Origin of the sequence: Kitasatospora sp. NPDC004669, assembly GCF_040609455.1 — a bacterium.
In the GTDB taxonomy this organism is placed as follows: Bacteria; Actinomycetota; Actinomycetes; order Streptomycetales; family Streptomycetaceae; genus Kitasatospora.
In genome coordinates this window covers 116,328-128,531 of record NZ_JBEXKB010000006.1, presented here as the reverse complement: position 1 = coordinate 128,531, position 12,204 = coordinate 116,328, and the positions used below count along the sequence as shown (strand labels likewise).

Genomic DNA, 12,204 nt, shown 5'->3' with positions numbered 1-12,204 from the left:
GCCGGACCGGTCCGGCTCCCCCTCCTTCGTCCGTCTCAGGTCGTGCGGTCGAGCAGCGCGAGGGTGAGACCGCCGAGCGGCACCACCCTGTCCGGCTCGCCGTACCGCGCCTTGAGCAGCTGCGCCTGCCCCTCCGCCATGGCCGCCAGCGGGTCGGTGGTGTCCCCGAGGACCAGCAGCCAGACCCGCGGCCCGTCCCCCAGACAGGCCTCCGGCCGCGGGCAGGGCTCGGGGGTGAGGCCCTCGGCGTCCTCGGCGTCGCGCGCGACGAACACCGGGAACGGCCGGACGTCCGGGGGCAGGTAGTAGCTGACGCCCGGCCAGACCATCGCCCAGGACTGGTCGCCCATCGGGGCCGCCAATCCGTCCCCGGGGCGGTACCCGGCGGTGATCTCCTCGGCCGCCGCGCGGAACGGCTCCTTGGACCGGGTGTGCGCGTCCGCGTACCGCACCCCCGGCTGCTTCGGCAGTGCCGCCACGGCCGGGAGGGCGAGCAGCCCCACCGCGAGTAGTCCGGCCGTCGCCACGGCCGCCCGCGGCGGTACGGTCCGCCCCGGCGCCCACGGCCGTCCGCCCCGGGCCGCCACCGCGCGGTACACCGCCGTGACCCCGCCCCCGGCCAGCACCGCCCAGGCGGGCACCGTGAAGAGCAGGTACCGGTCGAGGAAGTACGAGGTGGTGCCCCGCGAGACCAGCCAGACGGCCAGCACCGGCAGCTCCGCCAGTAGCAGGAACTGGCAGGCCTCCAGCCGCCGGCCCCCCAGCAGTAGCGCGGGCAGCGCCAGCAGGGCGAAGGCCAGGGCCACCCGGTCCGCGCCGAAGAGGTGCCCGCCGAAGCCGGTGAGATCGGAGAAGGACGGCGTCTTTATCCAGCCGAGCTGCCGGTCGGACTGCCGACTGCCGAGCAGCGCCACCGGCAGCACCGGCAGTACCGCCACCATGACGGCGACCGGGTACTGCCGGAGGATCCGCCGGTGCACCCCGCCCCGGGTGCGCCACAGGTGCAGCAGCACCAGCGCGGCCTGCCCGGTGACCGTACTGAGCGAGACCAGGTGCCAGACCCCGGCCAGGGCCATCGCCACGGTGTACGGCGCCCACCGCCGCAGGCCCGGCCGCTCCAGCGCCCGCAGCAGGAAGTAGGTGGCGGCCGCGACCGAGCAGGTCGCCAGCGCGTAGGCGCGCGCCTCCTGGGCGTAGTGGGACACCTGCGGCGGCACCGTGAACAGCAGCCCCGCGCCGATCGCCGCCACCCGGCTGCCGAACAGCCGTTCGGCGGTCAGCGCCACGAAGGCGGCCGCCGCGGCCATCGCCAGCACGGAGGGTATTCGCAGCGCCACCGCCGAGTCGCCGAACACCGCCGTCCAGCCGTGCATCAGCAGGTAGTAGGCGCCGTTGCTGGCGTCTATGTGCTGGAGCAGCCGGAGCAGGTCGCCCAGCGAGCGGGTGGCCACCGTCCAGGTCGCCATCTCGTCCCGCCACAGCTCGGGCGTCCCCAGCCGGTACCCGCCGACCCCCAGCATCACCACCGCGGGCCAGAACCACACCTGCCCCAGCAACCGGACGGCCGGGCGCACAGCTGGTGTCATCAGGCCTTCGTCTCCTTCGGGCGGCGCACGGCGGCGGTTCGAACACTTCTCGGCAGGCTACTTGACCTGCTCTGACGCCTCGTCGGCGCCCGGGTCCCGGCCGTCACCCCCCGGCCACCACCCCCAGTCGACCGTCGATCCGGTACGCTGTGAACGGCCTGGTCACAGACCGGCCTCGCCTCAGTAGCTCAGGGGATAGAGCACGGCTCTCCTAAAGCCGGTGTCGCAGGTTCGATTCCTGTCTGGGGCACACCACGGAACGCAGAAAAGGCCCAGGCCAGAGGGGTAATCCCTCCGACCTGGGCCTTCATCGTTCTGGACCGCTAGTCGTCCTGTGCCACGTCCGTGCCAGATGCGTCCTGAGGGCTCCCCTTCTCCAGCTCCTTTTGGACCATCTCGCCCATCCGGTCGGCGATGACCCGGTCGCGGTCGCTGGTCATGTGCTGGTAGATCAACGCGGCCCGCGCCGTGCTGTGCCCCATGCGGGTCATGAGTTCCTTGGTGCTCGCGCCGCTCTGCGAGGCCAGGGTGTTCCCGGTGTGACGCAGATCATGGAAATGCACATCCGGCGAGATCTTCGCCTTCGTCTTCGCGGCGCTCCAGTCGTCGCGGAAGTTGCTCCGGCGCAGTTGGCCACCGCGCGGCCCGATGAACATGTGCCCGTTCGGGCCCTGCCCCGCGTAGTGCTCCAGGTGATGTCGGAGGGCGTCCACGATCGAGGCGGGGAAGGCCACCGGGCGGAACCCGGCGCGGCTCTTCGGCGCCTTGTCGTAGAGCTTCCCGCTGTACAGCTCGGCCTGGTTGCGGCGCACCCGGAGGAGCCGGGCGTCCAAGTCGACATCCCGCCGGCGGAGCGCGGCCAGCTCGCCGAACCGCAGCGTGGTGAACGCGGTGACCAGGACCAGGGCGCGCCACCGGGGCGTGATGGCGTCAGCCGCAGCGAAGACCTCGGCCACCGAGAGAACCGGCCGCTCGGGCACGTCGTACGTGTCGGCGCCCTTGATCCGGCACGGGTTGCGCTTGATCAGCTCGTCGTCGATGGCCGTATTCATGATGGCCCTCAGCATCTGGTAGGCCTTGACCACGGTCGGCTCGCCGACACCGGACTCCAACAGATGGGTCCGCCAGGTTCGCACCCGCTGCGGGGTGATCTGCACGATGAGCCTCGGGCCCAGGGTGGGCATGATGTGCAGCCGGAGCGCCGTCTCGTACCGCTCCCGGGTGGTCTCCTCCAGCTTGCGTTCCTTGAGCCACCGGGTCGCGTACTCGCCGAAGTTCACGTTCCCGGCGTCCGGGTCGGTCCACTTGTCGCGCGAGATGTCGGCTTCGAGCTGGCTCAGCCTCACCTCGGCGTCGGTCTTGGTGGTGTACGTCTTCTCGTCGGGCCTCAGTTCTCCGGTCAGCGGGTCGCGGTAGCGGACCTGCCAGCGACCGGAGGGGAGCTGGCGGACGGAGCCGAAGCGGCGGCGGCTGTTCTTCTTGCTGGCCATCAGGCGGCGTTCCTGTTCGTGGTCGTGCGGCGGACGGGGATGGGCTGGACGGTGTTCGCGGCGATGAACTCCGCGATGGCGGGCTCCGGGATGCGGACGTGGCGTCCGACCTTGACGAAGGTGATCCGGCGTTCCTCGATCAGCCGGCGGGGGAAGCGCTCGCCGCTGGTTTCCCAAGTGCCGAGGATCTCGGCGACCTCTCGAACGGTCAGCAGGCGGACCAGAGGGGGCTTCAGCCGGTCAGCCGGATCAGCGAGGGACGGTCGGCGGTTCTTGGGCGCGGTGGTGGCCAAGAGGGGTCCTTCCCAGAGCTAGGCAGGGGGTGGAAAGGGTGGAAAGGGGTGCTAAGCCCGGTGACCTGGGCTTTTGTGGAGAGGGGAGGGGGTGGAAAGGGGGTGGAAAGGGGGGTGGAAAGGGTCCGGCGTCCGGCCGGACTGGGAGGGGCGGGGGGCTTTCCACCCCTTTCCACCCCCCTTTTCACCCCTTCCGCGCCTCGCGTTTTCGCAGGTGGGAGGGCTTAGCACCCCTTTCCACCCTTTCCACCCCTCAGGTCGTGGGTGGGGCGTAGAGCAGGACGGTCGCGTGGCGGCCGGATCCGGGGACCTGGGCGCTGCCGTAGCCCTCGATCTGGAGCAGGGCGGCGACCAGGCGGTCTCGTTCGTCCTTGCTGGACTTCTTGAAGAGCCGGTAGACCTCGTCACCGGTCAGGCCACGGGCCCCGGCGGCGCGGACAGCGCCAGCGAGCTTGTCGAGCTTGCGGTCGCCGGTGGTGTGCTCGGCCATGCCGAGGACGTGCGCGGCGGACGACCGGGAGTAGTTCACGAGCGCGTGGGCGGCCCGCAGGTGGTCCTCCTCGATCTCGCGGCGGCGGTCGAGCAGGGCGTAAACCATGGCCAGGCGCAGGGTGTAGGGGGCGGCGCGGGCGGTGAACTCGGCGAGGGGGCCGTCTCCGTCCTCGTCCCCGCACAGCGCCGGGTAGATGTCCTCGCGCCAGAGCTTGCGGGCAGGTTCGGCGAGGGTGACCTCTCCGGCCTGCCGGGCGTCGGCGAGGGCGGCCCGCCAGGAGGAGGCGAGACTGTCCACAAGCTGTGGATCGGCGCCGCGCGACTCCGCCAGGATGAGGTTGCGGTGGACGAAGACTGGCAGGTAGCGGTTGTAGGTGCCGCCGGCCATCTCGGAGTCCTGCATCTTGGCTCGCAGTTCGCGGGGGCTGATGTGGCCGATGATGGCGATGTGCGGGGCGGTGGCCTTGAGCGCTTCGCGGTTCATGACGCCGAGGTCTTCGCCGTTCCAGGCCTGGCGCAGGACGCCGCCGAGGGAGGAGCCCTCGCGGCGGGCGCGGGCCATGGTGATGCCGTACTCGGACTCCACGATCCAGCGGCGCTTGTCGATGTGGCCGGGGTCGTCCTTCTTGGTCGGGTCGCCGTCGCGCACGGCTTCGATCAGACCTTCGCCGGAGGACAGGCCGGACAGGCAGTTGTCCTTGGCGAAGCCGGGGGCGGCGGCGGACAGGATGAGGCGGGCGGTGTTGGTGGCGGCGCCCTTGCGGCCGGCGGCGGTCGCGCCGATCGTCAGGCCCCAGATCAGGGCGGGGTGGCGGTCGTTGCCGATGCGCAGGTGCGGGCAGGAGTCGGCCCTGCCCGCGCCGCTGGGGCCGAGCAGGGCCCCGGCGCCGGAGAGCAGGTTGACCAGCACGCCGACCGGGTCGGCCTCCGTGGTCGGGTCCAGTTCCCGAACGGTGTGACCGGCCAGGCCCTGGAACACGGCCATGTCCGGGACCGGCCCAGGGCGGGTGGGCCGCTCCAGACCGTCGACGTCGTCGTAGAACGGGTTCTTCGCCGTCGTCTGACGGGGTTCGGCGGTCATGAGGTCGGGGGCGGTCACTCGGCCTCCTGCCTGTTCCGGTCCCCGCCGGAGAAGCGCTTCTCCTTGGGGGGCGAGGGGTGACGGTTGCTCACGCGGCCCGCCCGATGCCGCCGGCGCCCCGGGCCAGGCCCTTGGCGATGGTGCGGCGGCACTCCGCCTCACCCAGTCCGCACGCCTGCCCGGCAGTGAGCAGGGCGTCCGTGGCGTCACGCTCGGGGAGGGTTCCGGCGGCGACCAGACGGCCGAGCGCGGCGGAGGAGGCGAACAGGGTGTGGTTCCTGACGCCCTCTCCGGCGGCGGCGACCTTCTCGCTCTCGCCGCGTACGGCGGCCTGCACGTAGGCCTGGAGGCGTCCGATCCGGGCCCGTACGGCGGCGGTGTCCAGCTTGGCGACCGGTGGCGCCTTGGGCGTGAGCAGGGTTGCGAGCCAGGCGGGCAGCGGGATCGGCGGCACGTCGAGGGCGGTCGTGTAGGGGCGTCCGGCGACGGTGCTGCCGGCGGCGACGACGTAGCCGCCGTGGGCGCGGGTGTCGACCTTCCAGCCGAGCCCGTGCCCCTTGTCGCCGGTCGTGTTGCGCAGGACGATCCCGGCCGGAGCGGTGAAGTACAGGTGGGTGCCGCCCCGGCCGGTGCGCACGGTGAACGTGTCGTAGTGGACGGGCTGTCCGTGCTCCTCGCACAGGGCGGCGAACACGTCGTGCCCGTCGGTGATGCCCCGTCCGGCCCACCGTGCGGGCGGGAGGTCGCCGGGGTGCTTGGGGGTGTCGAGGTCGACCACGACCAGTCCGGAGGGGCCGCAGGCCAGTCCGATGTTGTAGGGGCCGTGGGTCCAGGCCCGGCGAATGACGTCCGGGTCGGTGGTGGCCCGGCGCTCCCATCCGAGGTGGCCGGGGGTGCAGGGGCCGGTGCGCGGGCAGCGCTCCTCGCTGTGCAGGGCGGGGTGCTTGGCGTTCGGGGCGAGCGGGAAGACGTGCCAGCCGTGGCCGGCGGCGGTCAGCGGGGCGGCGAGCGGGTCCGGGGACGGCCGATCGGTCATGCGGGGTCCTCTCGGGTACGGCGGGCCAGGACCCGGGAGCGCGGGCCCTGGCCCGTGAGGGGTCAGAGGTCGAAGAGGGCGTCCGGCTCGGCGGCCGGGGCGGCGGCCTGCCGCACGTTGGCAGCGGTGCGGTGGGTGGCGTCGTGGCAGTGCGCACACCAGGCGGCCAGTTCGCGCTTGGGCAGGGCGGCGGCCTGGTGCGCGGGCAGGAGCAGGGCGGACGGCTCGGCCGGAGCGGCGAGCAGGCGGACCCAGCTGCGGCCGTGCCGGGTCTGGTAGGTGCCGTGGACGGCGGGGCAGCGTCCGCCGTCCTTGTCGTGCGTGGTGCCGCAGGTGCCACGGCACTGGCAGCGCCCGGCTGCGGCGGCGATGACGGCCCGCCACAGTCCCGCCTCAGCGAGGGGCGGCACGCGCCCGCTCACGCGGCGGCGGCTTCGGTGAAGCAGCCGCAGCCGCCCCAGTCGTCAAAGTCGAGGCGGGGCTGGTCTTCGTGGTCCTGCTCGGCGCGACGGCGGAGTTCGGCGAGTGTCAGGGGCTTGGTTGTGCCTCCGGTGCGGTCCCGCAGGATCGTCACGTCCTTGCCGAGCTTGGTGCGCATGCGCTGCTCGTGGGCCTCGGCGCGGGCGTAGCGGTCGGGGAAGACCTCCAGGAGCCGGAGCCACTGGGCCTGGCCGCCCTTGACGCAGGCGCCGCCGCAGTTGTTGTGCTCGAAGCCGAGCCGGTAGAGGCGGGGCCGGCGGATGCCGAGCGCCTCCACTTCGGCGAGGAGGTCGCGCTTGTCGGCGTAGGGCGGCCGGGTGAGTGGGGCCTCGACGGTCCAGGGGGCCCAGCCGGTGGTGATGGCGGGGAGGCGGTGGGTTTCGGTCCAGTCGATGCCGACGTAGAGCACGGTGTCGGCCGGATCGGTGTTCGCGGTCAGCCAGGCGCGGCAAGGGTCCTGCTTGAGGGCGTGGGAGCACTGAGCGATGCGGGTGTTGCCGAGCCAGCTGGCGTCCTCGAACACCTGCCAGGGGTCGCGTTCCCGGGGGTCGGTGACCGTGGTGATCGGGAGGCCGAGTTGCTGGCTGGCCTCGGTGTTGAAGCGGTGGAGGTCGACGTCTTCGGCCTGGGTGTCGGCGAACAACAGCGTCGTGCTGGCCGTGCCGTGCAGAGCGATGACGTGGCGAGCGGTGGCCCAGCTGGTGATGCCGCCGGACCACATGACTACGTGGTGGGACCTCTGTCGCTCCGGCAGCCAGTCGGCGGCCGGTCGGGCTGCGAGCGTGGGTGTGACCTGGTCGGAGTTGGGCATGCTTGGTCCCATCTCTGATTGGGATGCACGGCCCCGCGGTAACCGGCTCTCTGCCAAGATCAGGCGGTTGTCGTGGGGCTTCGTGCTGTTCGGGAGCGGCCTGTCCGGTCCCCCGCATCACCCGGGCCCCGTCGCTGGCTGCGGCGGGGCCCGGGTGGCACGGTCGGTCGGGCAGGACGTCAGGCCTGGTTGGGCTGTCCGGAGGTGGGGAGGGGCAGGCCGTACTCGCCGGCGGCGTTCAGGTTGCGGACCAGGTCGCCCTTCTTGGTGAGTCGGCTGAGGGTGTTCTCGACGGTCTTGGGTTTGACGCCGGTCATGTCGGTGATCTGGTCGAGGTGGAGGTACATGACCTCGGCACCCATCGGGTCGCGGCGCTCGTCCAGGACGGCGAGGATCTTCTCCTCGGCGGTGGGTTCCTTGACCAGGGACGGGGCGGCGGAGGCGGGCATCCACCCCGAACCGCCGTCGGCGGTCTGGTCGGCGGCGGGGCCGACGGGGGTGGCGGCGATGGTGTCGCGGTCGCCCCAGTCGGGGAAGTCCGCCGGGACCGCGATGCGGGCGGGGTCGAAGAGCCCGGCGGCGGATTCGAGGATCCAGGCGCGCATCATCTCGGCGCGCCCGCCGGATCCGACGACGTAGCCGACGCCGAAGGTGCGGCGGGGGTCGTCCTCGGGGATGGTCGGGTCGTAGATGAGGGTCTCGTCGTCGCCCTGCCAGTAGGCGGGGATCTGGGAGGGGTCGATGCCGTCGAACGCCCTGGGGAGGTCGACGCGGTCGGCCTGAGCGCTGTCGGAGCGCAGGAGGACGAGCGCTCCGCCGTGGAAGATGTTGTCGCGGATGCTGGTGTCGGAGCCCATCTGGTTGAGGTTCATGATCTGTCCGCACAGCACGACGGGCATGCCCATCGAACGGCCCTGGGCGGCGAGGGTGGAGATGATCCAGGCGGCCTCGGCTCGGTAGGGGGACTTGTCGCCGAGGAGCTGGACCATCTCGTCCAGGATCGTGACGACGTAGGGCCGCTCCGGGGTGGCGACGAAGTTCTTGGCCCTCAGCTCCTGACTCTCGGCGACCCGGTGACGGAAGACCGCGTAGGCCACGCGCAGGGCGCCGATCGCCCCCTCGGGGCCGCAGCCGGCGTAGGCGGCCATGTCCTCGACGTCCGGGTTGGAGCTGCCCTTGGGGTCGGCGTAGATCATCGCCACGTTGTTGACGTGGTAGCTCAGCCCGATGATCTGGAGGACACCGCCCTTGCCGGAGCCGGTGACGCCCACGACGATGACGTGCCGGGCTCCGCCCTCGGGGTCGTAGAGCTGGATGCGGGAGGGCTTGCCGCTCACCCCGGTGCCGAGCTGGATGTAGCCGTTCTTGTTGGCGGCCAGGGCCTCGGGGCCGGGCAGGGGGCAGCCGTCCTCCAGCGGGGAGCGGTCCATCATGCGGAAGATGGCCTTGCGGGGGTTGGTGGTGCGCTCGACGGAGACCAACAGCGGGGTCGTGCGCAGGGCCCCGGCGATCGTGTAGAGGTCGGGGACGGTGAGGGCGTCGGTGTCCTCGTCCGCCATGACCCACGCCGCCACACCGCCCGTGGCGGGGTCCGGGGTGATGTCTTCGAGGTGGGTGCCCTGCATGCAGCCGCCCCGGCGGGCGACCCGCTTCAGCCACAGGGCTTCCAGCTCGCTGTACTGGGGACCGTCCTGCTCGGCGGGGGCGACCAGGCGCACGTGGATGCGCTTGGAGCTGTCGTGGGGGCCTTCGGTGATGTCGACCCAGGCGGCGGGGACGCGGTAGACGCCGGAGACGGTGCCCGGGGTGACGGTGACCGGCCGGCCGGGGTCGGCCTCGATGACGCCCTCCCACTCCTCGGCGCCGTGGCCGGTGAGGGTGAGGTGCTGCCCGGGGCACGCGCCGTACTCGCCGCTGATGTGGGCGAGCCACAGCTGCAGCACCTTGGCGACTGCGGGCGGCAGCGTGGGTTCGGCCGGCGCCGCCGGGGCGGCTGAAGCCTTGGACTTGGGCTTGCTGCTGCCGAGGACGCGGCGCAGGGAGAACGCGACCAGGCCGACCGTGCCCCACCAGGCGGTGGAGACCATACCCGCGAGGGAGGGCATCGTCATCCATCCGGCCAGCAGGGCGTCGATGCCGGGAAGGCCCTGCACGGTGGCGGTCGCCGCAGCGGTCGCGGTGGCGACGGCGGATAGGGCGAACGGGCGGCGGTGGGCGCGCAGGACGTCGCCGCCGGGGACGTCGTCCAGCAGCCGGTCGGACAGCAGCCCGGTCGCGTTCGCCCCGGCGACCAGGACCGGGGCGGCCAGGAACGTGGCGACGGTGCCGGCGGCCTGCGGGTCGAGGAACGGCGTCACACCGGCCGCCAGCAGCGGGGCGGCGACCTGGGCGACGGCGAACCGCTTCTCGGTGGCGGGGTTGGGAGCCTCGGTGGCGTGGGCGGTCTGAGGGGTGGTCATCTCGTCTACTCCTGGGTGTACCACTGACGGTCGGCCATGGGGACGCGGGAGGAGTCGACGGCCTGCTGGATGCCGTCGTGGTCGGTGTGGGCCTGCTGCTCGGCGGCGGCGGCGTCGCGCCCGGCCTCCTCGGCCGAGGTCGCGTAGGCGATCGCGTCGTCGGACAGGCCCTGCATGATCCGGGCGACCTCGTGGGTCTCGGCGACGGTGGCGGCGTCGACCTTGAGGGTGGCGATCTGCTCGGCGATTCGCCCGGTCTCCTTGGCTGCGTTGTCCTGGGCGGTGGCCAGGGCCCGGAACGCGGTGGTGTCGCGTCGAAGTTCGCGCGACAGCTCCCGTACCTGGCGCACCAGGTCGCGGTAGGTCAGATCGGTTGCCATGTCAGCTCCCCTGCTGGTCTCGGTAGAACTGCCGCTCGGCGGGCGACGTGAGCGGGCTGTCGAGGACCGCCCGGAAGATCGGGCCGTGGCGGGTCTCGGCGTTGGCGGCCAGCACCGCGACGGCTTCCGCGCCACGGGCGGCGGAGTGTTGGGCGCTCGCGGCGTCGCTGCTCAGGGCCTCGGCGCGTTCGGCGAGCCGACGCAGCCGGTTGACCAGCGCGACGCCGCCCTTGACGGTCACGGCGTCCTCGGCGAGCCTCTGGGCGCGCTCGGCGTGCTTGCGCGCGTGATCGGTGGCGGTCTTGCTGTCCTCGGCGATCTGCGTCAGAACGGTCTGCTTCTCGGCGAGGCGGGCCTCGAACTGTCGCAGCGTGCGGACCTCGCCGCGGCTCATGGTGTGCTGGCGGCCCTGGCCGGGACCGGCCGTGAACGTCACGGCGTCCTTGCCTGCGGAGACATCCCGCACCGCCTCCACCGGGTGCTTCTCAGCCCGGTACGGCCGGGACGGGACGTTCGGGCGGTACGGCGCGGGCGCCGTGGCCGGACCGGACCCGGCGGCCTCTGCGGCGGGAGCGGGTGGCTTCTTCGCCATGTCGGCGGTCGAGCCGTGGACCGGCTCCATCCCGGGGGCCTCCTTGCGGGGCCCGGGGGTCTTCGGATGGGGCATGGGCTTCTTCCTCTCGGGCTCGGTCGCGGCGTCCGCGCCGGCCGGGGCCTTGGCGGGCGCTGCCGGCGGCACGACGGCCTCCTGCCCGTCGGCAACGGCCACGGGCACCGCCGGGGGCGGGGTCTTCTCGGGGGCCGGGGGCTTCGCTTCCTTGCCCGGCCCGTCGGACTTGGCCAGGCCGTCGGGCTTGGGCGGGCTGGGCGGGCTGGGCTTCGCCTCCGGCTTCTCACCCCGGGCCTGGTCCTCGAAGACCTTCGCGCCGTCGAACTTGGTGTCCAGCCCCTTGTTCTCGCCCTTGGCGGTGGTACCGGGCTTCGGGGTGTCGGCCGGTTTCGGGTCAGGCTTGTTGGGCTTCTTGCCGCTCGTGGCGCCCGGCTCGGCGCCGGGGGTCTTGGCCGCGCGGTCCGGCTTCCCGGCGCCGCTTTCGTCGGGCTTCGGGGTGTCGGGGTCCTTCGGGGCGTTCCTGCTCTTGCCCTTGCCGGCCGGGGGTTCAGGCTTCGCACTGTCCGTGTCGGCGGCCTTGGCGGGGGCGGTGGTGTCCTTCGAGGTGCTGGTCTTCGCGGACCGGGTGTCGCGGTGGTTCTTGTCGTCGTCGCTGGTCTTGGTCGAGGTGTCGCTCTTGGCGGCCTTGGCGTCGGACTTGGTGTCGGCCGTCTTGGTGTCGGCGGCGGACTTGGTGTCGCGGTTGGTCTTGGACGCGTTGGAGGTGTCGGCCTTCGTGTTCTTCGTGTCGGCCGTCTTGGCGTCGGTGTCGGCCTTGGTGCGGTGGTCGCGGTTGGCGTGGTTCTTCGCGTCGTTGGTGTCGGTCTTCTTGACGTCGCGCTGGTCGCGGCCCTGGTGCTGGTGCTGGCTGGTCTTGTTGTTCAGATCGGCCGTCTTGGCGTCGCGCTGGGAACGGTGCTGGGCGGCGTGCTCGTTCTTGGCCAGCCGGTCGGACTTGTTGGTGTTGGTGGTGGTGGCCGAGTTCCCGGAGACGAGGGTCTCCTTGACGTCGTGGTTGCGCTTGATGCTGGTCGTGGTGCCGGTGCGGCGCCACCGCTCGGCCAGTGCCCGCACAAGGGCCGAGAGCGCACCCTCGCGCCCTCCGTCGGGGCCGGGCCCGCTGTCCCCGTCCTTGCTCTCGGCGCGGTTCTTGCCGGCGGGGTCGGTGGGGGTTTCGGGGGTCTGGGCCAGGGCCGTGGTGGTGCCGAGCGGCTCGGCGGGACGGGCCGGGCGGACGGGCGCGAGGATCTGGGCGAGCGTGCTCGGCGCGGCGGGGGCGGCGGCGCCTGGCCCCGTGGCGCCCCCCTCCGGAGAAGCCTCGGCGGGGGCCACGATGGGCGGTTCGGTCGGGTGCGGCGGGGGGAGCGGGGCGCCGGGAGCGGCGGGTGCGGTCATCGCGATTCCTCACTCTCTGCGATCTCCCACCCACCCCCCACCCAGCGAGAAA

10 protein-coding genes and 1 tRNA gene are annotated in these 12,204 nt (G+C 72.5%); 1 reads left to right on the top strand and 10 read right to left on the bottom strand.

Features of this window, described 5'->3' with window-relative positions:
* Window positions 1–35: 35 nt before the first annotated feature.
* Entirely contained in the window at window positions 36–1,586 is a 1,551-nt protein-coding gene (locus ABZW30_RS07600; protein WP_355670101.1) for a glycosyltransferase family 39 protein, read from the bottom strand.
* A 177-nt stretch (window positions 1,587–1,763) separates the two neighbouring features.
* Between ABZW30_RS07600 and ABZW30_RS07595 the strand changes: the two genes are divergently transcribed.
* Window positions 1,764–1,836, top strand: a tRNA-Arg gene (locus ABZW30_RS07595).
* A gap of 73 nt (window positions 1,837–1,909) precedes the next feature.
* Here ABZW30_RS07595 and ABZW30_RS07590 read toward each other — a convergent pair.
* The 9 genes from ABZW30_RS07590 to ABZW30_RS07550 all read right to left on the bottom strand — a co-directional run bounded on the left by ABZW30_RS07590 (window position 1,910) and on the right by ABZW30_RS07550 (window position 12,152).
* On the bottom strand, window positions 1,910–3,076 hold the full coding sequence (locus ABZW30_RS07590; protein WP_355670100.1) for a site-specific integrase: 1,167 nt from the start codon (window positions 3,074–3,076) through the stop codon (window positions 1,910–1,912).
* Window positions 3,076–3,300 carry an excisionase family DNA-binding protein gene (locus ABZW30_RS07585; RefSeq protein WP_355670172.1) on the bottom strand — a complete coding sequence of 75 codons (225 nt, stop codon included), beginning with the start codon at window positions 3,298–3,300 and terminating at the stop codon, window positions 3,076–3,078. The genes ABZW30_RS07590 and ABZW30_RS07585 overlap by 1 nt, the downstream gene beginning before the upstream one ends.
* A gap of 322 nt (window positions 3,301–3,622) precedes the next feature.
* A complete protein-coding gene (locus tag ABZW30_RS07580; protein WP_355670099.1) occupies window positions 3,623–4,960 on the bottom strand; it encodes a DUF3987 domain-containing protein in 1,338 nt (445 codons plus the stop codon).
* Window positions 4,961–5,030: 70 nt separating this feature from the next.
* Window positions 5,031–5,978 (bottom strand): bifunctional DNA primase/polymerase, encoded by a 948-nt coding sequence (locus tag ABZW30_RS07575; protein ID WP_355670098.1) that lies wholly within the window; start codon window positions 5,976–5,978, stop codon window positions 5,031–5,033.
* Window positions 5,979–6,040: 62 nt separating this feature from the next.
* Window positions 6,041–6,388: a hypothetical protein gene (locus tag ABZW30_RS07570; RefSeq protein ID WP_355670097.1), complete on the bottom strand. Its 348-nt coding sequence runs from the start codon at window positions 6,386–6,388 to the stop codon at window positions 6,041–6,043.
* 8 nt (window positions 6,389–6,396) lie between these two features.
* Entirely contained in the window at window positions 6,397–7,269 is an 873-nt protein-coding gene (locus tag ABZW30_RS07565; protein ID WP_355670096.1) for a hypothetical protein, read from the bottom strand.
* Between the two features lie 179 nt (window positions 7,270–7,448).
* On the bottom strand, window positions 7,449–9,728 hold the full coding sequence (locus tag ABZW30_RS07560) for a hypothetical protein (protein ID WP_355670095.1): 2,280 nt from the start codon (window positions 9,726–9,728) through the stop codon (window positions 7,449–7,451).
* 5 nt (window positions 9,729–9,733) lie between these two features.
* Window positions 9,734–10,108, bottom strand: a complete 375-nt coding sequence (locus ABZW30_RS07555) for a hypothetical protein (protein WP_355670094.1) — start codon at window positions 10,106–10,108, stop codon at window positions 9,734–9,736.
* A gap of 1 nt (window position 10,109) precedes the next feature.
* The gene (locus ABZW30_RS07550; RefSeq protein WP_355670093.1) at window positions 10,110–12,152 is read right to left on the bottom strand and encodes a hypothetical protein; all 2,043 of its coding nucleotides are present in this window, start codon (window positions 12,150–12,152) and stop codon (window positions 10,110–10,112) included.
* Window positions 12,153–12,204 lie beyond the last annotated feature (52 nt).